15 protein-coding genes are annotated in these 23,893 nt (G+C 68.5%); 6 read left to right on the top strand and 9 right to left on the bottom strand.

What is annotated here, in order from left to right; all coding sequences use genetic code 11:
• Positions 1-3: 3 nt before the first annotated feature.
• The 7 genes from SGFS_RS35220 to SGFS_RS35190 all read right to left on the bottom strand — a co-directional run bounded on the left by SGFS_RS35220 (position 4) and on the right by SGFS_RS35190 (position 9,575).
• Entirely contained in the window at positions 4-1,077 is a 1,074-nt protein-coding gene (locus SGFS_RS35220; RefSeq protein WP_286256223.1) for an endo-1,4-beta-xylanase, read from the bottom strand.
• 14 nt (positions 1,078-1,091) lie between these two features.
• On the bottom strand, positions 1,092-4,190 hold the full coding sequence (locus SGFS_RS35215; RefSeq protein ID WP_286256222.1) for a glycosyl hydrolase 115 family protein: 3,099 nt from the start codon (positions 4,188-4,190) through the stop codon (positions 1,092-1,094).
• 248 nt (positions 4,191-4,438) lie between these two features.
• Positions 4,439-5,632: an elongation factor Tu gene (gene tuf, locus SGFS_RS35210; protein ID WP_286256221.1), complete on the bottom strand. Its 1,194-nt coding sequence runs from the start codon at positions 5,630-5,632 to the stop codon at positions 4,439-4,441.
• Positions 5,633-5,787: 155 nt separating this feature from the next.
• On the bottom strand, positions 5,788-7,914 hold the full coding sequence (gene fusA, locus SGFS_RS35205) for an elongation factor G (RefSeq protein ID WP_286256220.1): 2,127 nt from the start codon (positions 7,912-7,914) through the stop codon (positions 5,788-5,790).
• A gap of 39 nt (positions 7,915-7,953) precedes the next feature.
• Complete coding sequence (rpsG, locus tag SGFS_RS35200) at positions 7,954-8,424, bottom strand: 30S ribosomal protein S7 (RefSeq protein ID WP_005481264.1); 471 nt, start codon at positions 8,422-8,424, stop codon at positions 7,954-7,956.
• Positions 8,425-8,426: 2 nt separating this feature from the next.
• Positions 8,427-8,798, bottom strand: a complete 372-nt coding sequence (rpsL, locus tag SGFS_RS35195; protein ID WP_003948652.1) for a 30S ribosomal protein S12 — start codon at positions 8,796-8,798, stop codon at positions 8,427-8,429.
• Between the two features lie 273 nt (positions 8,799-9,071).
• The gene (locus SGFS_RS35190; protein ID WP_350284098.1) at positions 9,072-9,575 is read right to left on the bottom strand and encodes a DUF1707 and DUF4190 domain-containing protein; all 504 of its coding nucleotides are present in this window, start codon (positions 9,573-9,575) and stop codon (positions 9,072-9,074) included.
• Between the two features lie 313 nt (positions 9,576-9,888).
• Between SGFS_RS35190 and SGFS_RS35185 the strand changes: the two genes are divergently transcribed.
• The 6 genes from SGFS_RS35185 (at position 9,889) to SGFS_RS35160 (ending at position 16,184) form a co-directional block, all read left to right on the top strand.
• Positions 9,889-10,617 carry a Crp/Fnr family transcriptional regulator gene (locus tag SGFS_RS35185; protein WP_286256218.1) on the top strand — a complete coding sequence of 243 codons (729 nt, stop codon included), beginning with the start codon at positions 9,889-9,891 and terminating at the stop codon, positions 10,615-10,617.
• A 173-nt stretch (positions 10,618-10,790) separates the two neighbouring features.
• The gene (locus tag SGFS_RS35180) at positions 10,791-11,513 is read left to right on the top strand and encodes a hypothetical protein (RefSeq protein ID WP_286256217.1); all 723 of its coding nucleotides are present in this window, start codon (positions 10,791-10,793) and stop codon (positions 11,511-11,513) included.
• Positions 11,510-13,588 (top strand): hypothetical protein, encoded by a 2,079-nt coding sequence (locus tag SGFS_RS35175; RefSeq protein ID WP_286256216.1) that lies wholly within the window; start codon positions 11,510-11,512, stop codon positions 13,586-13,588. Before SGFS_RS35180 ends, SGFS_RS35175 begins: the two co-directional genes overlap by 4 nt.
• A 42-nt stretch (positions 13,589-13,630) precedes the next feature.
• Positions 13,631-14,599, top strand: coding sequence for a hypothetical protein (locus SGFS_RS35170; protein ID WP_286256215.1), 969 nt, complete (start codon positions 13,631-13,633; stop codon positions 14,597-14,599).
• A complete protein-coding gene (locus SGFS_RS35165) occupies positions 14,596-15,102 on the top strand; it encodes a Pycsar system effector family protein (protein WP_286256214.1) in 507 nt (168 codons plus the stop codon). The genes SGFS_RS35170 and SGFS_RS35165 overlap by 4 nt, the downstream gene beginning before the upstream one ends.
• 47 nt (positions 15,103-15,149) lie before the next feature.
• Entirely contained in the window at positions 15,150-16,184 is a 1,035-nt protein-coding gene (locus tag SGFS_RS35160) for a M48 family metalloprotease (RefSeq protein WP_434028103.1), read from the top strand.
• Between the two features lie 75 nt (positions 16,185-16,259).
• Here the strand turns inward: SGFS_RS35160 and SGFS_RS35155 are convergent, their stop codons facing one another.
• Positions 16,260-20,159 carry a DNA-directed RNA polymerase subunit beta' gene (locus SGFS_RS35155; RefSeq protein WP_286256212.1) on the bottom strand — a complete coding sequence of 1,300 codons (3,900 nt, stop codon included), beginning with the start codon at positions 20,157-20,159 and terminating at the stop codon, positions 16,260-16,262.
• Positions 20,160-20,253: 94 nt separating this feature from the next.
• On the bottom strand, positions 20,254-23,739 hold the full coding sequence (gene rpoB / locus SGFS_RS35150; protein ID WP_286256211.1) for a DNA-directed RNA polymerase subunit beta: 3,486 nt from the start codon (positions 23,737-23,739) through the stop codon (positions 20,254-20,256).
• Between the last annotated feature and the right edge of the window lie 154 nt (positions 23,740-23,893).

Below are 23,893 nucleotides of genomic sequence, written 5' to 3'. Positions count from 1 at the left end.
GCACTACTTGCGACGGCCGTCGGCCAACCCCGCCCGCAGCGCCCCGTACGCCGGCTTCCGCCCGTACTCCTCGTCCATCGGCGTCGCCGCCCCCTGACCGCCGAAGACACCCGGCACCCACGAGTACCTGTCCGTGTAGCCCCAGACCGTGAACGACGTGCAGCTCCGCGCCCCCAGGCAGGCATCCAGCAGCTTCCGGAAGTAACTCGCCTGGGTCGCCGACTTCGTCGCATCCACCGGCAGGATCATCCGCACGTCGACCTCCGTGAACGCCGTCCGCATCCCCAGCGCCCCGAACCGGGCCAGGTTCTCCGCGACCTGCTCCGGGAATCCGTACTGGATCGCGAGATGCCCCTGGATGCCGAACCCCTGCACGGGCACGCCCTCCGCCCGCAACCGCTTCGCCAGTTCGTAGTACGCCGTGGACTTCGCGTTGACGCCCTCCACGTTGTAGTCGTTGAGGAAGAGCTTCGCCTTCGGGTCGGCGGCGTGGGCCCAACGGAAGGCGTCCGCGATGTAGGAGGGCCCCAGCTCCTGCAACCAGATGGAATTCCGCAGGCTGCCGTCCTCCTCGAAGACCTCGTTCACCACGTCCCACTGCTGGATCTTCCCCTTGTACCGCTTCACCTCCGTCGTGATGTGGTTCCGCAGAATGCCCCGCAGCTCCGCCGAGCCGATCGACCCGTCCGCCACCCCGGACGTCAGCCAGCCCGGCAGCTGGCTGTGCCAGACGAGGGTGTGGCCGCGGACGACCTGCCCGTGGGCGCGGGCATAGCGGACGAGGTCGTCGGCCGGTTTCCAGTCGTAGACGCCGCGCTGCGGCTCCACCGATTCCCACTTCATGACGTTCTCGGCGGTCACCGAGTCGAACTCGCGTGCGGTCGTCCCGCGGTACCTGCGGTCCTCGGCCAGCGCGTTCATGTCCACTGCGGTGCCGATGCGTACGCCGGCCCGGTCGGCGAGCCTCCGCAAGGACGGGTCGTGCGCCGAGGCCGGCTGCACGGCCACCGCCGTGGACAGCAGCGCCCCTGCGACCAGGGCGAGCACGGGCGTGCGGAAGCGGTTCGTGTACTTCATCTGCGGGTCCCTTCTCAGATCCGGTGGCTCTCCAGCGGCCCCAGATACGTCGGTGTCAGCCCACCCGTGTCGATCACCAGCCGTTGCAGCACCACCGTCGGGTCGACCATCCAGAACTTCAGCCGGTGCACCCCGGGCCGAGCGATCGCATGCCTGGTCGCCGTCACGTTCACGTTGTCCGAGGTGTTGCGCGCCCACTGTCTGTTCATGAGCCCGTCGTCGGCACCGGTGACGGCGTTGATGTCGACCGTCCGCACGGCACCCTCGTCAAAAGAGATCCCGTACCTCAGGCCGCCCGTCGGCAGCGCCGGGTTCCTCGGCGAGACATACGCCCAGACCGTCACCTCACCCGTCGCCGGCACCGACAGCAGGCTCACCTCGTACTCCAGACGCGGCCCGGTCCCGCCCGGTGTCTGGCGCGGCGCCGTCACCGGCCAGGGCGTCACCCCGGCTCCCGTACGGCCGATCCCCTCGATCCGCCGCCACCGGATGCCGTCGGCGCCGACCGCCCGCGCATGGTGCTCCGCGTCGATCGCCACATACCCGCCCGCCTCGACGAAGCCCCGCAGCCCCCGCGCCGACGGCTTCTCCGCGACGGCCTTCACCGTCACCGACGCCCCCGCCCCGCTCACCGTCAACGTCCCCTCGGCACCGCCCGCCGGCACCCGCCCCCAGTCCACCCGCACCCCAACCCGCACTTGCTCCTCGACCCGCCCCCGCGCCCGCTCCACCACCAGCCACGGCACCGACGACTCGATGCGGTACGAGAAGGGCGTACGCCCGCGGTTGAAGACCTCGACGTACTGCCCGGGGCGGGTCTGGTACGGGCTGAACACCGGAAGCACGGCCTCCGCAGCGGACCGGGGCCACCACTTGCCCGCGTCCTCCGAACCGTCCACCGCCACCCCCAGCTCGGCGGCCTCCGGTACCTCCACCCGCCGCACCTTGGGAAAGATCTCGTCCGGCAGCGCCACATTGTTCCGCTCCGGCTGCTGCCACCCCGCGTTCGGGCCGTACCGCTCCACGTCCCCGTACCCGATGTGCGGCTGGGTCTGGAAACCCCGCCACTTGCCGCCCGCCGCCTGTGAGTTGAAGCGATCGGCCAGCGCGAGGTCCCGCTCCAGAGCCGCCTCCGCCGCGGCCGCACACGCGTTCGTCGCCGCCCGCCCCTGGCCCGCGTACAGCAGGTTCTTGAACTCCGCCTCGCGCAGCGCGTAGACGTTCGCGGTCGCCTCCACCTGGTACCCGACCAGCTCGAACCACGTGTCCCGCAGCCGCGCCGGCAGCCGCCCGCCGACCCGCTCCGCCCGCTTCGCCAGCGCCCGCCACTCCTCCGTGACCCGCTCCAGCTCCCGGTGGCCGAAGTAGAAAGGCGTCTCCTCGTCGTCGTAGACCACCTCACCCGTGCCCTCGGCCACCGTGATCCGGCGGTTCAGCAGCTCGGGCTTGCGGCGGGCCTGGAGGCGGCCGTACGCGCTCAACACCTCGGCGATCTCCGCGGAGGCCCGCTCCCCGAAGTTCTGCCGCGCGTACCTCCGCTCCCACTCCCCCAGCTTCTCCAGGCCCCAACGCCCGGGATTCCAGGCGTAGTCCAGGAAGAACTCGGTGGGCAGCTCGTTCCCCTTCAGATCACCGACGTTCGCCACCCACAGCCCGCGGTTCCCGAAGGACATCGCCTCGTGCAGCTGCTCCCACAGATTCGCCAGGTTCGCCGTGTCGACCCACTTGTAGTTGCGCCCGACGCCCACGTAGTCGAAGTGGTAGTACAGGCCGAAACCCCCGAGGCGCGGCTCACCGGGGTCCGGGTGCTTGCGGATGTTCCCCCAGTTGTCGTCCGTCAGCACGACCGTGACGTCCTCGGGCGCCCGCAGCCCCCGGTCCCAGTACCGCTGGACCTCCTTGTAGAGAGTCCACACCTGCGGGGTCTCCTCCACCGGCCGACCGGTGACCTCCGCGATGATCCCGCGCTGGGTCGCGATGATCTCCCGCATCAGCTCGATGCCGTCGCCGTCCGGCAGGCTCGTGTCGCCGTTGCCCCGCATGCCGAGCGTGACGACGCCCTCGAAGTCCTCGTCGACCATGCGCTTGATGCCGTCGCGCCAGTACGCCTTGATGGCCTCGGCGTTCCGCCGGTACGACCACTCGCCCGTGCCCCCGTAGGGGTCGCGCCCTGGGGTCACCACATTGCCCGCGCTGTCCCGTACCGCCGGGACCGCGTGCCGGTTCCACTCCTCGATGCCCCGCATCATGGGCGCCTCGTGAGACGTGCCCATGACAACCCCATAGGCCGTCGCCCGCGCATGGTTCTCCGGGTCGTCCTCGGCGAAGGCCCGCCCCCACACCGCCGGCCAGACGTAGTTCCCCTTCAGCCGGAGCAGCGCCTCGAAGACCTTCGCCCAGAAGTCCGCGTTGAAGCCCCCGGGGTGACCGGGCGCCTTCCCCGGCCCGAAGTACACCGGCGCCCAGGTCCCGAGCGCCGGGTTCTCGTCGTTGATGAAGATCCCCCGGTACTTCACCGCCGGCGTGCCCTGACTGAAGCGGCCCGGCAGGACGTACACCTCGTCCCGGTGCGCCGGGGGCACGTCGTCCCACCAGTACCAGGGCGAGACCCCGATGCCGTACGAGACGTCGTACACCCCGAAGATCGTTCCGCGCGGATCGCTGCCCGCGACGACGAACGCCCGCTCGACCCCCGGCATCGGCCGCTCGACGACCGTCTGCAGCGAGGTCTCCCACTCGCCCCGCACCCCGCCGACGTCCAGCTTCCCGGACTCCACCAGCCCGTCGATCAGCGGACTCCGCCCGATGGTCCCCACCAGGACCACCTCCCGCGCCAGGGCCCGCCCCGGCCGTACGCCCGTCACCCGCTCGAGGTCGTCACGGAGGTCCCCTGCCACCCGTACGACTCCCGGGTGATCCTCGGGGCTCACGACGACCGGGGCACCCACGAGCGGAAAGGCGCCCCTCGTCGGCGAGAAGGAGAGGTACGCCCCCGACTCCGTCGACGCGAACCCCTCGGCGTCGGCCGCGCGTGCCACCCCCGGCAGTACCGGCAGTGCCACCACCCCGGCCCCCACCCCGAGAACGGCCCTGCGGCTGACGCGTCCAGACATGCCTCACCCCTCGACCCGAAGACGTCCCGTATTTGCTCAGCGGCATGACAAATGGTGAGGGGAGTGAACCGTGGGAACAACGGGTCGTACGCGTCGAATAGTTTCGAAGCCTGCGCACGCGTCCTCGCCGCCTTCGCACGCGCACCCGTCCGGGCCTGGCAACCGGGCATGGCGGCGGGGCATGACAAAGAGGCCCGTACGACCGAAGTCGTACGGGCCTCTTCGAGACCTACCGGGTCAGTTCAAGATCACTTCGTGATCTTGATGACCTGGCCGGCGCCCACGGTCCGGCCACCCTCACGGATGGCGAACTTCAGGCCCTCTTCCATGGCGATGGGCTGGATGAGCTGCACCGACATCTCGGTGTTGTCACCCGGCATGACCATCTCGGTGCCCTCGGGGAGGGTCACAACGCCCGTCACGTCCGTCGTACGGAAGTAGAACTGCGGACGGTAGTTGTTGAAGAACGGCGTGTGGCGGCCACCCTCGTCCTTGGACAGGATGTAGGCCTGGGCCTCGAACTCGGTGTGCGGCGTGACCGAACCGGGCTTGATGATGACCTGGCCGCGCTCGACGTCCTCGCGCTTGATGCCGCGGAGCAGCAGACCGACGTTCTCACCGGCCTGGCCCTCGTCGAGCAGCTTGCGGAACATCTCGATGCCGGTGACCGTGGTGGTGGTCTTGTCCTGCTTGATACCGACGATGTCGACGGTCTCGTTGACCTTGAGGACACCACGCTCGATACGACCGGTGACGACGGTGCCACGACCGGTGATCGTGAAGACGTCCTCGATCGGCATCAGGAACGGCTTGTCGACGTCACGCTCGGGCTGCGGGATGTTCTCGTCGACGGCCTGCATCAGGTCGAGGACGGACTGGCCCCACTCCTTGTCGCCCTCGAGCGCCTTGAGCGCCGAGACCTTGACGACCGGCAGGTCGTCGCCCGGGAACTCGTACTCGGAGAGCAGCTCACGGACCTCGAGCTCGACGAGCTCCAGGATCTCCTCGTCGTCCACCATGTCGGCCTTGTTCAGGGCGACGACGATGTACGGAACGCCGACCTGGCGGGCCAGGAGCACGTGCTCCTTGGTCTGCGGCATCGGGCCGTCGGTGGCGGCGACAACGAGGATGGCGCCGTCCATCTGCGCCGCACCCGTGATCATGTTCTTGATGTAGTCCGCGTGACCGGGGCAGTCGACGTGGGCGTAGTGACGGGTCTCCGTCTGGTACTCGACGTGCGCGATCGAGATCGTGATACCGCGCTGACGCTCCTCGGGAGCCTTGTCGATCTGGTCGAACGCCGAGGCCTCGTTCAGGTCCGGGAACGCGTCGTGCAGCACCTTGGTAATGGCGGCCGTGAGGGTCGTCTTACCGTGGTCGATGTGACCGATGGTGCCGATGTTGACGTGCGGCTTAGTCCGCTCGAACTTCGCCTTCGCCACTGGGGTCCTCCTGTGGAGTGGTTCTGAACGCCTTGCTTCATCGGCGCCAGGTGATCTTTGCTGGAAAATCCGGGTCCCGGGGCAAACATCCGTGTTTGCGGGTGTTTGCCCCTTGAGGCTCCGGAGTCAAGCCTAAAGCGTGGGAACGCGGTGCGTTACTCGCCCTTGGCCTTCGCGATGATCTCCTCGGCGACGTTCCGCGGAACCTCGGCGTAGGAGTCGAACTGCATCGAGTAGCTTGCGCGACCCGACGTCTTGCTGCGGAGGTCTCCGACGTAGCCGAACATCTCCGAGAGGGGCACGAGACCCTTCACGACGCGGGCACCGGCCCGCTCCTCCATGGCCTGGATCTGGCCACGGCGGGAGTTGATGTCGCCGATGACCTCACCCATGTAGTCCTCGGGCGTGGTGACCTCGACGGCCATCATCGGCTCGAGCAGCACGGGGCTGGCCTTGCGCGCGGCCTCCTTGAAGGCCTGCGAACCGGCGATCTTGAAGGCGAGCTCGGAGGAGTCGACCTCGTGGTAGCCACCGTCGATGAGCGTGACGCGGACGCCCGTCATCTCGTAGCCCGCGAGGATGCCGAACTGCATGGCCTCCTGCGCACCGGCGTCCACCGAAGGGATGTACTCCTTCGGGATACGGCCACCGGTGACCTTGTTCACGAACTCGTACGAGGCGTCGCCGCCCTCGATGGGCTCGATCGCGATCTGCACCTTGGCGAACTGACCGGTACCACCGGTCTGCTTCTTGTGGGTGTAGTCCACGCGCTCGACGGCCTTGCGGATCGTCTCGCGGTACGCGACCTGCGGCTTGCCGACGTTGGCCTCGACCTTGAACTCACGGCGCATACGGTCGACCAGCACCTCGAGGTGCAGCTCGCCCATACCACCGATGATGGTCTGGCCCGTCTCCTCGTCCGAGTGGACCTGGAAGGAGGGGTCCTCCTCCGCGAGACGCTGGATGGCGACACCCAGCTTCTCCTGGTCACCCTTGGACTTGGGCTCGATGGCGACCTGGATGACCGGCGCCGGGAAGTCCATGGACTCCAGGATCACCGGCTGCTTGTCGTCGCACAGCGTCTCACCGGTCGTGGTCTGCTTCAGACCCATGACGGCGATGATGTCGCCGGCGCCCACCGAGTCGATCTCCTCACGCTTGTTCGCGTGCATGCGGTAGATCTTGCCGATGCGCTCCTTCTTGCCCTTGACGGAGTTCAGCACGGCGGTGCCGGACTCCAGGCGGCCCGAGTAGACCCGGACGAAGGTGAGCTTGCCGAGGTGCGGGTCGCTCATGATCTTGAACGCCAGCGCGGACAGCGGCTCGTCGTCGGACGGCTTGCGCTTGACGACCTCCTCCGCGTCGTTGACGGCGTGGCCCTCGATGGCCTCGACGTCGAGCGGGGTCGGGAGGTAGCGCACGACCGCGTCGAGCAGGGGCTGGACGCCCTTGTTCTTGAACGCGGTGCCACAGAACACCGGGGTGACCGTGACGCCGTCGGACTTGCCGGTCGCGATGGTGATGCGACGGATCGCGGCGTACAGCTGCTCCTCGGTGGGCTCCTGGCCCTCCAGGAACAGCTCCATGATCTCGTCGTCGTTCTCCGCGACGGCCTCGACCAGCTTGCCGCGGTACTCCTCGGCAGCCTCGGTGTGCGTGGCCGGGATGTCGACGACGTCGTACATCTCGCCCTTGGCGGCCTCGGCGGACCACACGAGCGCCTTCATGCGGACCAGGTCCACAACGCCCTTGAAGTCCATCTCGGCGCCGATCGGCAGCTGCATGACGAGCGGGACGGCACCCAGGCGGCTCGAGATCATGTCCACGCAGCGGTGGAACTCGGCGCCGGTACGGTCCAGCTTGTTGACGAAGCAGATGCGCGGTACGCCGTAACGGTCGGCCTGACGCCACACCGTCTCGGACTGCGGCTCCACACCGGCGACACCGTCGAACACCGTGACGGCGCCGTCGAGGACGCGGAGCGAACGCTCCACCTCGACGGTGAAGTCGACGTGCCCCGGGGTGTCGATGATGTTGATGGTGTGGTCGACACCCTCGAGCGGCCAGTGACAGGTGGTGGCAGCAGAGGTGATCGTGATGCCACGCTCCTGCTCCTGCTCCATCCAGTCCATGGTGGCAGCGCCGTCGTGGACCTCACCGATCTTGTAGCTGACGCCGGTGTAGAAGAGGATCCGCTCGGTGGTGGTCGTCTTGCCCGCGTCGATGTGGGCCATGATCCCGATGTTGCGGACCCTGGCCAGGTCAAGTGAAGTGGTAGCCATAAGGCTTCGGTCTTCTCTCGGTCTCGATGGGGGTAGCGACTACCAGCGGTAGTGCGCGAAGGCCTTGTTGGACTCGGCCATCTTGTGCGTGTCCTCGCGCTTCTTCACAGCGGCACCGAGGCCGTTGGAGGCGTCGAGAAGCTCGTTGAGCAGACGCTCGGTCATGGTCTTCTCGCGACGGGCGCGGGAGTAACCGACCAGCCAGCGCAGCGCGAGCGTGTTGGCGCGACCGGGCTTGACCTCGATCGGAACCTGGTACGTCGCACCACCGACACGGCGGGACTTGACCTCGAGGGTCGGCTTGATGTTCTCCAGCGCGCGCTTCAGCGTGATGACCGGGTCATTGCTGGTCTTCTCGCGCAGGCCCTCCATGGCGCCGTACACGATGCGCTCGGCGGTGGAGCGCTTGCCGTTCAGCAGCACCTTGTTGATGAGCGACGTGACCAGAGGAGAACCGTAGACCGGGTCGATGATGACCGGGCGCTTCGGGGCGGGGCCCTTACGAGGCATTTCTACTTCTCCTTCTTGGCGCCGTAGCGGCTGCGGGCCTGCTTGCGGTTCTTGACACCCTGGGTGTCGAGCGAACCACGGATGATCTTGTAGCGAACACCGGGCAGGTCCTTCACACGGCCGCCGCGCACGAGCACGATCGAGTGCTCCTGCAGGTTGTGTCCCTCACCCGGAATGTAAGCGGTGACCTCGATCCCGCTGGTCAGACGCACACGCGCGACCTTACGCAGGGCCGAGTTCGGCTTCTTCGGGGTGGTCGTGAACACACGCGTGCAGACGCCGCGACGCTGGGGCGAACCCTCGAGTGCGGGCGTCTTGTTCTTCTCGACCTTGTCCTGCCGGCCCTTACGGACCAGCTGCTGGATCGTAGGCACTACTTCTCCGGTTTCTGTGTGCCGAATGGTGAAGCTAACCCGGAACATTCACCGACCCACGCGGTCGGGTGTGTCGAATACTGCGGACCCCCGCCGCGAGGCAGAAAGGCACAGATCACGGTGACCGCTTACGACTCGCCGTGCGGTTGAAGGCACGCACGCGAGCCAGGGCACACCCCAGGCACAAGGTCTGAGCGTACCTACCTCATTCGCTACGGTCAAAACAAATGGGCATGCGGTGGTTTAACGCCACGCGCGGCCCCGCCGTCCTGGTCATCCGCTGCTCGACGCGACCCCCGCGATGATCATGATCGTGAGGAAGAACGCCCACCCCGCCACGGACAGCCACCCGAGGATGAGCCCGGCGAGCGCGAAGCCCTCGCCGCCCTCCCCCGTGCGCCGGATCTCCGCCTTGGCCATGTGCCCGAGGATCACCGCGGGAATCCCCGTCAGCCCCATCGTCATGGTGCTCACGACGCCGCACACCATGGCCCCCACGGCCTTGCCGTTGGTGACCGGCGGCGGGACGGGCATGAAGGTCCTGGGCACCATGGGCGGCCCCACGGGCACCATCGGCGGCCCCATCACAGGCCCTGGATGCATCGCGGACGGCCCCTGCGGCAGATCGGCGACCAGCAGGGAGAGCTCTCCCACGGTGCGCGCCTGATAGGCCCTCTCGATGCGCTTCTCGTACTCCTCCTGCTGGAGGCGGCCCTCACTGAAGCCCGCCCTGAGGACATCCACGGCCCGCTCACGGTCGGCATGGGCGGCGAGCATCGACGGGCTGCTGCTCTGCGCCTGCCACGGCATCGGCTGCCACGAAGGATTGGACACGAGAAACACTCCCCCGGACGGTTGTGCCTCCATGATGCTGCAACACACGGCGCACGGCACGGGTTCCCCGGCCGGACTTGTGTACCGGTTCTGCTACCGCGCGTCCCACACCCCGTACCCGGAAGAAGCCGCTCCGCAAGAGCCGCGCTCCGGCCACGCCTGGCCGATTGCGGCCCGTTGCCTGCGTGTCCGCCTCAAGTACGTTGACTGATTGCGAGGCTCAGAGGCATCGGCACAGGTGAACACGGGGGCGGGCATGACCGCGGGGACGGCCGGAAGACGTGCACACGCGTGGGACGACGACGGCTTCGACGACCGCGTCCCCTTCCTCGCGCGCATCGAGAAGAACGACCGGGTCGCGCTGCTGGCCACCGGCCGCCCGCTGCGCTACCGGCCGCGCAGCGTGATCATGCACCAGGACGAACCGTCCACCCATGTGGTGCTCCTCCTGCACGGCTGGACCAAGGTCACGGCCATCGCGGCCAACGGTTACGAGGCCCTGCTGGCCCTGCGCGGCCCCGGCGACATCATCGGCGAAGGCGCCGCGCTCAGCGGACGCCACCGGGCGGCCACGGTGACGGCGTTGGAACCGGTCGAGGCGGTGGCCATCGACCAGTCCCGCTTCACCGCGTTCCTCGCCGGCAGCCCCCAGGTCTCCCTCCAGCTGCTGGGCCTGGCCACCGACCGTCAGCGGTCGACCGACCGCCGTCGGCTGGAGTGGGCCGCCCTCACCGTGCGCGAACGGCTGGCCGTCCTGCTGCTCGAACTCATGCGCACCCATGGCAGCCGTACCGACGAGGGCGTCGAACTCACCATCGGGCTCAGCCAGCAGGAGTTCGCCGGCTCGGTCGGCTCCTCCCGTGAGGCGGTGGCCCGCCTCCTCAAGGACCTGCGGGCCAAGCAGGTCGTGGTCACCAGGCGCCGCCGCATCGTCGTACTCCGCCCGGACGTCCTGCGGCGCATCATCGGCGAGGGCTCCGCCTGACGCCGTGCCGCTGCCGGACGCCCGCCGTCCGTTCTGTCTGTGCACACGGTTCTGTCTGTGCACACGGTCACAGTTCGTCCATGTCATCGGTCCTCGGCCGCGCGCCGTCCGCCCGCCATCGTGCTTCGTGCCGATGAAACGGACCGACTCGCGAGAGGCAGACAGGGACAGACATGGCCGACCCCGTATTCCGCACGATCCTCCTCTTCGACATCGAACAGTTCGGCAGCCGCGACGATGTGGAACAGGCGTTCCTTCGCCGAGTCCTCTACGACGTCGTCGACGACACGCTCGCCGACATCGACGCGACCATCCGGCTGCGCGCCGACCGCGGTGACTCCGTCATGGAACTCATCGACGCCCAGGTCTCCGTACCGACCCTGCTGAAGACCCTCCTGACCGAGACCCCGGCGCTGCTCCACAACAAGAACCGCCTGCTCGCGAGCAGCGCGCGGATGCGACTGCGGATCGTGCTCTCCTCCGGCTACGTGGCCGTGGACGAGCTCGACGGCTGGGTCGGCTCGGACCTCAACCACGCCGTACGCCTCCTGAACGCCGACCCGCTGCGCGACGCCCTCAAGCAGTCGGACGCGGACGGCGTGCTGTGCGTGTCCGACGGCATCTACCAGGGGGTAGTACGCCACGGCCCGCTGGGCGTGCGCCCGGACGACTTCCACCGCGTCACCGTGGAGACGAAGGAGGGGCCGACGGTGGCCTGGCTGCACGGCGGGCCGGGGACCGACATCGACGCCCGGCCGTCCACGACGGCGTCGGCCGCGGCCCCCGACACGTCAGGAACCCACACCCACATCGGCGGCGACCAGTACGGCGTGACCGGCGGCACCGTCCACGGCGGCCTCCACTTCGGGCTGCCCGACCGGGGTGAGCGGCGGTGAGCCAGGACGCGGTGGCCGGCTCGGCGAAGGCCACCGAGCAACCGAAGGACGACGAAGAGAAACAGGAGGAGTCGTCCCAGGCCCCGGAACAGCGGCAGAAGCCCTGGGAGGCGCGGCAGGACCTGGTCAGGCACACGGCCCGCGCCTTCGCGTCCACCCTGATCGACGGCGACCAGTTCGGGCAGACGGGCGGGACCCACTACGGCGACACGATCTTCCACTTCGGAAGCCGCGGCGAGCCCCCTCGCCGGATCTCGGGCCCGATCGCGCAGGCGGACGTCGACGAGCTGACGGCCGTCTTCCGTGACGGCCCCCGCTTCGACGAGGCGCTCGCCCGGCTGCGCGCCGAGCGGGTCGTGATCCTGACCGGCGGGCACGCCACAGGTCGCCGGTCCGCCGCGATGATGCTGCTGGCCCGCCTCGGCGTCGACCGACTGCGCGACCTCGATCCGCACACCACGCCCACCGCCCTGCGCGACGAGTTGGACCACCCCGACGGATACGTCCTGTGCAACTGGGCCACCGGCCGCCACCGCCCGCTGCGCGCCCCCTTCCTGGCGGGCCTGCGCGAGCAACTGGAGCGCGTCGGCGGCCGTCTGGTCATCACGGTCGAGCCGTCCGCGGTGCCGGCGGACGTGCCCTCCGTACCGTGGGAGCCGCCGCCCACCGAGGACGTGCTGCGCTCCCACGTCACCCGGGCCGTGGGCGAGGCGCCCTGGGCGGAGCTGAGCGGACAGCCGTACGCCAAGGAGTTCCTCGAGCGGGAGCATGCGCCGCACGAGACCGCCCAGTTCGCGAAGCGCCTGGACGCGCTGCACCGGGGCGAGATCGACTCACAGGAGCTCGCCGCCCACGGGGAGGCCGCCGCGGTGGCCCAGATCGACCGGTGGCTGACCGGGGAGACGCCGAAACTGCTCGACAAGGCGTTCCTGATCTCTCTGGCCGTGTTCGACGGCGCCCCCTACGCGGTGGCCGCCGAGCTGGGGGACGGCCTCTTCAAGCTCCTCCACAGGACCGAGAACCCTGACGAGCCGCCGCGCATCCCCGTCTTCGGCAGCCCCCGCGCCGAGCGCCTCCAGCTCGCCCGGGCGGAAGGCCAGGTGGAGACCGAGGCCACCGAGTCGGGCCTGGTCGGCCACTTCGTCGCCCGGTTCCAGGACGAGCGGATCGCCCGGCTGCTCCTGCGCGAGGTGTGGAACCTCCACCCCTCGGCGCGCCCCGGCCTGGTGGGCTGGATCCAGCAGCTCGCCAAGGACGGGCGCCCCCTCGTGCGCACCCGGGCGGCCGGTGCCGCCGCGCTGCTCGCGCAGGCCGAACTCGCCTCCGCGATGGCTCACCTCATCGAACCCTGGGCCGACTCGAACAGCTTCAACGCCTGGCTGACCGCCGCGAACGCACTGACTCTGGCCGTGCTGCTGGAGGTTCCGCCGGTCCCGGCGATCCTGCACAGCTGGTGCACCGGCGACCACCGAAGCCGACGCTGGACGGCCGTCCGTGCCTACGGCCTGCTGGGCCACGCCCACCACGAGGCGACCCTGCGCGCCTTGCTCGACGCCGTCCGTCGGCCCCTCGACGGCGAGGACGAGGAGGAGGACGTCCAGCAACTCGCGGACGCGCTGGAACTGCTCCTCCTCACGGTGAAGGGCCCGGTGCTCACCACGCTCGCCGAGTATCTGCACCCCCACCCCGACCGTGCCGTCCGTGACCGTGCGCTGCGCGCCTTCGTCCAGGCGTGCGACCAGTACGAGGAGAACGGCGACCGCCCGATCGTCCTCGACTGGTACTCCCGGGTCGTGGCGGACCACGAGAGCGAGGAAGCCCAGTACCTGACCGCCTTCTGGGAGGCCGCCCTCGGCGACCACGAGCAGACCGCTCCGGCCCTGCGGGCCCTGCGCCGCTGGATCCTCACCGCCGGCCGCGACCGGAGGTCCGAGGTCGCACTCGCCTCGCTGCTGCCCGCGCTCGCGGCCACCCCCGCCAACGAGCAGCGCGTCACCCACCTCCTGCGCACCGTGCGCGACTCCGACGAGGACACCGCCGAAGTGGCCGCACGGCTGCTGACGGTCGTCGCCTGACCGATCCCACCAGGAGCAGACCGACCCCACCAGGAGCAGCCCATGAACGAGAAACACCCCCAGCCCGACGAACCCGACTGGCTGGAGGAGCCCCCCTCCCCGACACCGTCCCCCTTGTTCCCCGACCCCGTCCTCAGGGTCTGGCAGCTGCCCCGCCTCCGCCTCGGCGGCCGCCGTTTCGTCAGCCGGATCGACAACGCCCTGGTCTTCGTGACCCGCAAGGGCACGTACGAGACCTTTCTGCCACCGGCCCGGCCCACCACCGTCCGCCGCTACGTCGCCCTGTACGAGGTGAACACCGAGCCGCACTCCTTCCAACTGCGCGAACAGCTGCCCAGTCAGGTCGACAGCTTCGAGTTCGACGTCGTCGCCGACATCACCTGGCGCGTCATGGACCCGGCCCGCTTCGTCACCAGCCAGGAACGTGACGTACCGGGCCTCCTCAGCCGGGAACTCGTCCCGCTGATGCGCGCCGCGAGCCGCGGTCACGCCATCGCCGAGAGCTCCCACGCCGAACAGGCCGTGCAGCGGGCGCTGAACGACGCCGCGCCGATCGGCGCCGACCAGGGCCTGCGAGCCACCGTCACGGTCCGCCTGCGACTCGACGCCGCCGAACGCACCCACCAGGAGCGGCTGCGCAGCGCACGCCACGAGGCGGAGGCGGCCCCACCGGAGCACGCGGCCTCGGCCCAGCGGCAGCAGTACGAGGCCGCCATCAGGGCCGAGAGGATCACGTTCTACGAGGACTGCCTGGCCAGGGGCGATACAGCCGCGCTCGCGCTCCATCTGACGGAACACCCCGAGGACACCCGACTCGTCCTCCAGCACCTCGGCGAGGAGCGCAAGGAACTGGTCCAGACGCAGCGCCAGCTGATCGACCGGGTGCTCGACAAGGAGGGGCTGGAGAGCTACCAGCTCGAGGAGCCGAGGCAGCTCACGGCCAAGTGGATGACGACCGTCCTGAAGTCCGGCACCGCGCCCGAGGACGAGACCCGCGAGGCTCCGGCATGAGCGCCGTACCCGCGCAGTCGCTCGCCCCGGAAGTGCAGTCGGGCATGCAGTTGCTCGGCGACCTCCGGGCCGAGATCGCCCGTGCCGACACCAAGGCCTCCGTCCTGGTCGGGGCGCTCGGCATCACGGCCGGTCTGCTCGGCGGGCGCGGCTGGAGCCCCGCCGCGCTCTCCCCCACCGCCGCGCTCCTCTGGTGGCTGGGCGCGGCATCACTGGTCACGGCGTTGTTCGCGTTGTTGCTTGCGGTGCTGCCCCGCTACCGGAGAAGCAGCTGGGAGCCCGGCCGGCCCCTCACCTACTTCGGTGACGTACGACGCGCCGCCCGGGCCGGCGCGCTCGCCGAGGCCGTGGCGGAGACCGGGCGCGACCCGGCCGCCGGCCTCTTCACGGCACTGGCCGAGACCAGCCGCATCGTGGCCCGCAAACACCTCTGGATCCGGACGGGCCTGGTCGCCTTCGGCTGTGCCGCGGTCCTGCTCCCCGGATCCGCGCTCATGGCCTGAACCCCGCCCCCGTCCAGCCCCCCGTCCAGCCCCCGACAAGGAGCGCCATGTCCGTGCCGTACGAATCCGACTCCGCCCCGTACGAGTCGGCCCCCGGCCCGTACGCGTCCGAGAACCGCCGAAAGCCTCCGGATGACGTCGACGACCTCGGGCCCCGCGCGGGCCGCGTCCACATATCGGCCCGCCGGCTGGGCGCGGACGCCACCACGCTCGGGAGCCTCGCGCTCCGGTCGCCGCAGGTGCTGATGGGCCTGGCCGTGGTCTTCGTGGTGTCGTACGCCGCCGACGCCCTGTTCGGACCCCCTTGGTGGATCCCGCTCGGCCTCTGGGTCGTGAGCGGGGGACTGACCTTCCACCGGCCCTGCGAACGTCTCCTCGCCCGGTGGCTGTACCGGCTGCGCTACCCCACGCAGGAGGAGGAGCGAAAGCTGACGGCGGTCTGGCTCCAGGTGACCGCGCGGGCCGGTGTGGACGCGGACGCGTTCCAGCTGTGGGTGGAGGACAGCGACGAGATCAACGCCATGGCCGCCGCGGGCCACATCGTCGGGGTCACCAGCCACTCGCTCAGAACGCTGTCGCCCGGTCGGCTCGCCGGTGTGCTCGCGCACGAGTTGGGCCACCACGCGGGCGGCCATGCCTGGGCCTCACTGCTCACGTTCTGGTACACGCTGCCGGCCAGGATCGCCTGGCGGCTGCTGAGATGGCTGGCCGGGCGGGTCGACCGCCTCTCCGTGGGCGTCGCCGCCGTGGTGATCGGCGTACTGGGCGCCGCCGCGTTCGCCCTGGCGACGGCCACGTACGGCCTGGTGCTCCTGCCACTGGCCACGCCCTACCTGGTGGCCGCCGTCTCCCGCCGCTCGGAACTCCGCGCCGACGAACACGCGGCGGGGCTCGGCTTCGCACAGCAGTTGATGACCGTGTTGCGCGAGGACCTCGACCACGCGGAACACGCACGCGCCGGCGCTCCGGCCCTGAACGTCCGCTCCGAGAAGGAGGGAGTGATCGCGCGACTTCTCGCCTCGCACCCCGATGTACACACCCGGCTCCACCACCTGCAGGCCCATCTGGAGAGCGGGCGCTGACGCCGAGCATCCGGCCCGACAACGCCGAAGGGCGGCCACCCCCGTGGGGTGACCGCCCTTCAGTGGACGTACGCCTTACTGGTTGTACGGACCGTAGTCGTAGTCCTCCAGCGGGACGGCCTGGCCGGAGCCCGTGCCGAACGGCGAGTAGTCGATGTCGTCGTAGCCGACGGCCGAGTACATCGCGGCCTTCGCCTCCTCGGTCGGCTCGACCCGGATGTTGCGGTAGCGGGACAGGCCCGTACCGGCCGGGATGAGCTTACCGATGATGACGTTCTCCTTGAGGCCGATGAGGCTGTCGGACTTGGCGTTGATCGCCGCGTCCGTCAGGACTCGGGTCGTCTCCTGGAAGGAGGCGGCCGACAGCCAGGATTCCGTCGCCAGCGAGGCCTTGGTGATACCCATCAGCTGCGGACGACCGGAGGCCGGGTGACCGCCCTCCTGGACCACACGACGGTTCTCGGTCTCGAACTTCGAGCGCTCGACCAGCTCGCCGGGCAGCAGCTCGGCGTCACCGGACTCGATGATCGTCACACGGCGGAGCATCTGCCGGATGATGATCTCGATGTGCTTGTCGTGGATCGACACACCCTGCGAGTTGTAGACCTTCTGGACCTCGCCGACCAGGTGGACCTGGACGGCACGCTGACCCAGGATGCGCAGCACGTCGTGCGGGTTCTGCGTACCCACGGTGAGCTGCTGGCCCACCTCGACGTGCTCGCCCTCGCTGACCTTCAGACGGGCGCGCTTCGAGATCGGGAACGCCGTCTCGTCGCTGCCGTCGTCCGGCGTGATGACGATCTTCTTGGTCTTCTCGGTCTCCTCGATCCGCACCCGGCCCTGGGCCTCGGAGATCGGGGCGACACCCTTCGGCGTACGGGCCTCGAAGAGCTCGACGACACGGGGCAGACCCTGGGTGATGTCGTCACCGGCCACACCACCGGTGTGGAAGGTACGCATCGTCAGCTGGGTACCGGGCTCACCGATGGACTGGGCGGCGATGATGCCGACCGCCTCACCGATGTCGACCAGCTTGCCCGTGGCCAGCGAGCGGCCGTAGCACATGGCACACGTGCCGACGGCGGACTCACAGGTCAGGATCGAGCGGGTCTTGACCTCCGCGACACCCTGGAGGATCAGCTCGTCGATGAGCACGTCACCCAGGTCGGTGCCGGCCGGGGCCAGCACCTTGCCGTCGATGACGATGTCCTCGGCGAGGCAGCGGGCGTACACGGACGTCTCGACGTCCTCCGCCTTGCGCAGCACGCCGTCGGCGCCGACCTCCGCGATGTGGAGCTTGAGACCGCGCTCGGTGCCGCAGTCCTCCTCGCGGATGATGACGTCCTGCGAGACGTCCACCAGACGACGGGTGAGGTAACCCGAGTCGGCGGTACGCAGGGCGGTGTCGGCGAGACCCTTACGGGCACCGTGCGTGGAGATGAAGTACTCCAGCACGGACAGGCCCTCACGGAAGGACGCCTTGATGGGACGCGGGATGGTCTCGTTCTTGGCGTTCGACACCAGACCACGCATACCGGCGATCTGCCGCATCTGCATCATGTTTCCTCGGGCACCCGAGTCAACCATCATGAAGATGGGGTTCGTCTTGGGGAAGTTCGCGTTCATCGCCTCGGCGACCTCGTTGGTCGCCTTGGTCCAGATCGCGATGAGCTCCTGCGTGCGCTCTTCCTTGGTGATCAGACCGCGCTCGTACTGCTTCTGGACCTTCTCGTCCTGCGCCTCGTACCCGCGGACGATCTCCTTCTTCGCCTCGGGAACGACGACGTCGGAGATGGCCACGGTGACACCGGAACGGGTCGCCCAGAAGAAGCCGGCCGCCTTCAGGTTGTCGAGCGTCGCCGCCACGATGACCTTGGGGTAGCGCTCGGCGAGGTCGTTGACGATCTCGGAGAGCTGCTTCTTGCCCACCGAGTAGTCGACGAACGGGTAGTCCTCGGGCAGCAGCTCGTTGAAGAGCGCACGGCCGAGCGTGGTCTTCAGACGGAAGCTGTCACCCTGCTGCCACTCCGGCTCGCCCTCCTCGCGCGCCGGCGGGGTCCAGCCGCGCGGCGGGATGGTGCCCACCGGGAAGCGGATGTCCACCGCGGACTGCAGCGCCAGCTCGCCGGCGTCGAACGCCATGATCGCCTCGGCCGTGGAGGCGAACGAACGCCCCTCGCCCTTGGTGTCACGCAGCTCGCCGTCGGTGGTGAGGAAGAACAGACCGAGGACCATGTCCTGGGTCGGCATCGTCACCGGACGGCCGTCGGCGGGCTTGAGGATGTTGTTCGAGGACAGCATCAGGATGCGGGCCTCGGCCTGCGCCTCCGCGGAGAGCGGCAGGTGGACGGCCATCTGGTCACCGTCGAAGTCCGCGTTGAACGCGGTGCAGACGAGCGGGTGGATCTGGATGGCCTTGCCCTCGACCAGCTGCGGCTCGAAGGCCTGGATGCCGAGGCGGTGCAGGGTGGGAGCACGGTTCAGCAGCACCGGGTGCTCGGCGATGACCTCTTCGAGGACGTCGTACACGACGGTGCGGCCGCGCTCAACCATGCGCTTGGCGGACTTGATGTTCTGCGCGTGGTTGAGGTCCACGAGCCGCTTCATCACGAACGGCTTGAAGAGCTCCAGCGCCATCGCCTTCGGCAGACCGCACTGGTGCAGCTTCAGCTGCGGACCGACGACGATCACGGAACGCGCGGAGTAGTCCACACGCTTGCCGAGCAGGTTCTGACGGAATCGACCCTGCTTGCCCTTCAGCATGTCGCTGAGGGACTTCAGCGGGCGGTTACCCGGACCGGTGACCGGACGGCCACGACGGCCGTTGTCGAACAGCGCGTCGACGGCCTCCTGGAGCATGCGCTTCTCGTTGTTCACGATGATCTCGGGCGCGCCGAGGTCGAGAAGCCGCTTCAGTCGGTTGTTCCGGTTGATCACACGGCGGTACAGGTCGTTCAGGTCGGAGGTCGCGAAGCGGCCACCGTCCAGCTGCACCATCGGGCGGAGGTCCGGCGGGATGACCGGGACGCAGTCGAGGACCATGCCCTTGGGGCTGTTGGAGGTCTGCAGGAAGGCAGACACGACCTTCAGCCGCTTCAGGGCGCGGGTCTTCTTCTGGCCCTTGCCGGTGCGGATGATCTCGCGGAGGCGCTCGGCCTCCTCGTCGAGGTCGAAGGACTCCAGACGCTTCTGCAGCGCGGCGGCACCCATGGAGCCGTCGAAGTACGTGCCGAAGCGGTCACGCAGCTCGCGGTAGAGCAGCTCGTCGCCCTCGAGGTCCTGGACCTTGAGGTTCTTGAAGCGGGTCCACACCTCGTCGAGACGGTCGATCTCGCGCTGGGCGCGGTCACGCAGCTGCTTCATCTCGCGCTCGGCGCCTTCGCGCACCTTGCGGCGCACGTCGGCCTTGGCGCCCTCGGCCTCAAGCTCGGCCAGGTCGGTCTCGAGCTTCTTGGCACGGCCTTCGAGGTCGGCGTCGCGACGGTTCTCGACCTGCTGCCGCTCGACGGAGACATGCGCCTCCAGGGAGGGCAGGTCACGCGTACGGCGCTCCTCGTCGACGTACGTGATCATGTACGCCGCGAAGTAGATGACCTTCTCGAGGTCCTTCGGCGCCAGGTCCAGCAGGTAGCCGAGGCGCGAAGGAACACCCTTGAAGTACCAGATGTGGGTGACGGGGGCGGCGAGCTCGATGTGGCCCATCCGCTCACGACGCACCTTGGCGCGGGTCACCTCGACGCCGCAGCGCTCACAGATGATGCCCTTGAAGCGGACGCGCTTGTACTTGCCGCAGTAGCACTCCCAGTCCCGGGTCGGACCGAAGATCTTCTCGCAGAAGAGTCCGTCCTTTTCGGGCTTGAGCGTGCGGTAGTTGATCGTCTCGGGCTTCTTGACCTCGCCGTGGCTCCACTGACGGATGTCGTCAGCGGTGGCCAGACCGATCCGGAGCTCGTCGAAGAAGTTGACGTCGAGCACTATGCGTCAATCCCTCTCAGGGTTGTAAGTCATGGGGTCTGATACGGGGGTCCCGGGGCCGGAGGCCTTCATGGCGAAGGCCTCCGAACTCCCGTCAGACCTCTTCGACGCTGCTCGGCTCACGCCGGGACAGGTCGATGCCAAGCTCCTCCGCAGCGCGGAAGACGTCCTCGTCGGTGTCGCGCATCTCGATGGACATGCCGTCCGAGGACAGCACCTCCACGTTGAGGCACAGGGACTGCATCTCCTTGATGAGCACCTTGAAGGACTCGGGGATGCCGGGCTCAGGAATGTTCTCGCCCTTGACGATGGCCTCGTAGACCTTCACACGGCCGGTGACGTCGTCGGACTTGATGGTCAGCAGCTCCTGGAGGGCGTACGCGGCGCCATAAGCCTCCAGCGCCCACACCTCCATCTCACCGAAGCGCTGGCCACCGAACTGGGCCTTACCACCCAGCGGCTGCTGGGTGATCATCGAGTACGGACCGGTCGACCGGGCGTGCAGCTTGTCGTCGACCAGGTGGTGGAGCTTGAGGATGTACATGTACCCAATGGAGATCGGGTCCGGGAACGGCTCGCCGGAGCGGCCGTCGAACAGCCTCGCCTTGCCGGTCGGCTGCACCATGCGCTCGCCGTCGCGGTTCGGGATGGTGTGCTGAAGCAGACCGGCGAGCTCGTCCTCGCGGGCACCGTCGAAGACCGGGGTCGCGACGTTGGTGCCGGGGGCGACGGAGTCGGCGCCGATGACCTGCAGACGCTGCGCCCAGTCGTCGGCGAGACCGGAGACGTCCCAGCCGCGGCTGGCGAGCCAGCCGAGGTGGATCTCCAGGACCTGTCCCGGGTTCATTCGGGACGGCACACCGAGCGGGTTGAGGATGATGTCGACCGGGGTCCCGTCCTCGAGGAACGGCATGTCCTCGATGGGCAGGATCTTGGAGATGACACCCTTGTTGCCGTGACGGCCGGCGAGCTTGTCACCGTCGGTGATCTTTCGCTTCTGCGCCACGTACACGCGCACCAGCTGGTTGACACCGGGGGGAAGCTCGTCGCCCTCCTCGCGGTCGAAGACGCGGACGCCGATGACCTTGCCGGTCTCGCCGTGCGGCACCTTCAGCGAGGTGTCACGGACCTCACGGGCCTTCTCACCGAAGATCGCGCGGAGCAGGCGCTCCTCGGGGGTCAGCTCGGTCTCACCCTTGGGCGTGACCTTGCCGACGAGGATGTCACCGGCGATGACCTCGGCACCGATACGGATGATGCCGCGCTCGTCGAGGTCGGCGAGGACCTCCTCGGAGACGTTCGGGATGTCCCGGGTGATCTCCTCGGGGCCGAGCTTGGTGTCACGGGCGTCGACCTCGTGCTCCTCGATGTGGATCGAGGAGAGGACGTCGTCCTGCACGAGGCGCTGCGACAGGATGATCGCGTCCTCGTAGTTGTGACCCTCCCACGGCATGAACGCGACCAGCAGGTTCTTGCCGAGCGCCATCTCGCCGTTCTGGGTGGCCGGACCGTCGGCGAGGACCTGGCCCTCGATGATCCGGTCGCCCTCGTTGACGATGACCTTCTGGTTGACCGAGGTGCCCTGGTTGGACCGGGAGAACTTGGCCAGGCGGTACGTGATGTACGTGCCGTCGTCGTTGGCCGTGGTGATGTAGTCGGCGGAGACCTCCTGGACCACACCGTCCTTCTCGGCCTTGACCACGTCGCCGGCGTCGACGGCGGAGCGGTACTCCATGCCGGTGCCGACGAGCGGGGACTCGGACTTGATGAGGGGCACGGCCTGACGCATCATGTTCGCGCCCATGAGGGCACGGTTGGCGTCGTCGTGCTCGAGGAACGGGATCATGGCGGTCGCGACCGACACCATCTGGCGCGGCGAGACGTCCATGTAGTCCACGTCGTCACCGGGGACGTAGTCGACCTCGCCGCCACGACGGCGGACCAGGACGCGGTTCTCGGTGAAGCGCATGTCGTCGTCGAGCGTGGCGTTGGCCTGCGCGATGACGAAGCGGTCCTCTTCGTCGGCCGTCAGGTAGTCGACCTCGTCGGTGACGATGCCGTCGACGACCTTGCGGTACGGCGTCTCCACGAAACCGAACGCGTTGACGCGGCCGTAGGAGGCGAGCGAACCGATCAGACCGATGTTCGGGCCTTCGGGCGTCTCGATCGGGCACATACGGCCGTAGTGGGACGGGTGCACGTCACGGACCTCGAAGCCGGCCCGCTCACGGGACAGACCACCGGGACCCAGCGCCGAGAGACGACGCTTGTGCGTCAGACCCGACAGCGGGTTGTTCTGGTCCATGAACTGCGAGAGCTGGCTGGTGCCGAAGAACTCCTTGATGGAGGCGACGACCGGCCGGATGTTGATCAGGGTCTGCGGCGTGATCGCCTCGACGTCCTGAGTCGTCATGCGCTCGCGGACGACACGCTCCATACGCGCCAGACCCGTACGGACCTGGTTCTGGATGAGCTCGCCGACGCTGCGCAGACGACGGTTGCCGAAGTGGTCGATGTCGTCGGTCTCGACGACGATCGTCTGGCCGTTGTCGGCGACCGTCTCGGTCTCACCCGCGTGCAGCTTCACCAGGTACTTGATCGTCGAGATGACGTCCTCGACGGTCAGGACGCCCGCGTCGAGCGGAGCCTCCGCACCCAGCTTCTTGTTGACCTTGTAGCGGCCGACCTTCGCGAGGTCGTAGCGCTTGGGGTTGAAGTAGAGGTTCTCGAGCAGCGTCTGCGCGGCCTCACGCGTGGGGGGCTCGCCCGGACGCAGCTTGCGGTAGATGTCGAGCAGCGCGTCGTCCTGGCCCTGGGTGTGGTCCTTCTCCAGGGTGGCGCGCATGGACTCGTACTCGCCGAACTCCTCGAGGATCTGCTCGGTGGTCCAGCCGAGGGCCTTGAGGAGGACGGTCACGGACTGCTTGCGCTTGCGGTCGATACGCACACCGACCATGTCGCGCTTGTCGATCTCGAGCTCCAGCCAGGCACCCCGGGAGGGGATCACCTTGGCGGAGAAGATGTCCTTGTCGGAGGTCTTGTCGATGGAGGAATCGAAGTAGACACCGGGCGAGCGGACCAGCTGCGACACCACGACACGCTCGGTGCCGTTGATGACGAAGGTGCCCTTGTGCGTCATGAGCGGGAAGTCGCCCATGAAGACCGTCTGGGACTTGATCTCGCCGGTCTCGTTATTGGTGAACTCGGCCGTGACGAAGAGCGGGGCGGCGTACGTGAAGTCGCGCTCCTTGCACTCGTCGATGCTGTTCTTCGGCGGCTCGAAGCGGTGGTCGCGGAAGGTCAGCGACATCGACCCGGAGAAGTCCTCGATCGGGGAGATCTCCTCGAAGATCTCCTCCAGACCGGACTTGGTGGGGACGTCCTGTCCGCTCTCGAGAGCCTCCTCGACCCGACTCTGCCAGGCGGTGTTGCCGAGCAGCCAGTCAAAGCTCTCGGTCTGCAGCGCGAGCAGGTTCGGAACCTCGAGGGGCTCCTTGATCTTTGCAAAGGAGATGCGCAGCGGGGCGGTGCTGGCGGCGTTGTTCGTATTCGCGGTCGAGGCGTTGCGCGAGGCGGCCAAGAGGGGGTCCTTCCGAGGGCTCGGACTCACTACGCGCGTACCGGCCCCCTCGACCGGGCGCAGAGATGGAAAATCCCAAGTCAGGGACGGTCCAATCGTCGGTGCTCGAGCGAGGGCATGCCCCTGGTGACGGGCAGGAGGCAGCTAACAGGCA

This window comes from Streptomyces graminofaciens (assembly GCF_030294945.1).
Lineage (GTDB): Bacteria > Actinomycetota > Actinomycetes > Streptomycetales > Streptomycetaceae > Streptomyces > Streptomyces graminofaciens.
This window is presented reverse-complemented; position numbering and strand designations above follow the sequence as displayed.

Excerpts from the sequence above, each read along its gene's own strand:
- SGFS_RS35220 (WP_286256223.1), bottom strand. The coding sequence starts at position 1,077 with ATGAAGTACACGAACCGCTTCCGCACGCCCGTGCTCGCCCTGGTCGCA.
- SGFS_RS35215 (WP_286256222.1), bottom strand. The coding sequence starts at position 4,190 with ATGTCTGGACGCGTCAGCCGCAGGGCCGTTCTCGGGGTGGGGGCCGGG.
- fusA (WP_286256220.1), bottom strand. The coding sequence starts at position 7,914 with ATGGCTACCACTTCACTTGACCTGGCCAGGGTCCGCAACATCGGGATC.
- rpsG (WP_005481264.1), bottom strand. The coding sequence starts at position 8,424 with ATGCCTCGTAAGGGCCCCGCCCCGAAGCGCCCGGTCATCATCGACCCG.
- SGFS_RS35190 (WP_350284098.1), bottom strand. The coding sequence starts at position 9,575 with ATGCTCGCCGCCCATGCCGACCGTGAGCGGGCCGTGGATGTCCTCAGG.
- SGFS_RS35185 (WP_286256218.1), top strand. The coding sequence starts at position 9,889 with ATGACCGCGGGGACGGCCGGAAGACGTGCACACGCGTGGGACGACGAC.
- SGFS_RS35180 (WP_286256217.1), top strand. The coding sequence starts at position 10,791 with ATGGCCGACCCCGTATTCCGCACGATCCTCCTCTTCGACATCGAACAG.
- SGFS_RS35170 (WP_286256215.1), top strand. The coding sequence starts at position 13,631 with ATGAACGAGAAACACCCCCAGCCCGACGAACCCGACTGGCTGGAGGAG.
- SGFS_RS35165 (WP_286256214.1), top strand. The coding sequence starts at position 14,596 with ATGAGCGCCGTACCCGCGCAGTCGCTCGCCCCGGAAGTGCAGTCGGGC.
- SGFS_RS35160 (WP_434028103.1), top strand. The coding sequence starts at position 15,150 with ATGTCCGTGCCGTACGAATCCGACTCCGCCCCGTACGAGTCGGCCCCC.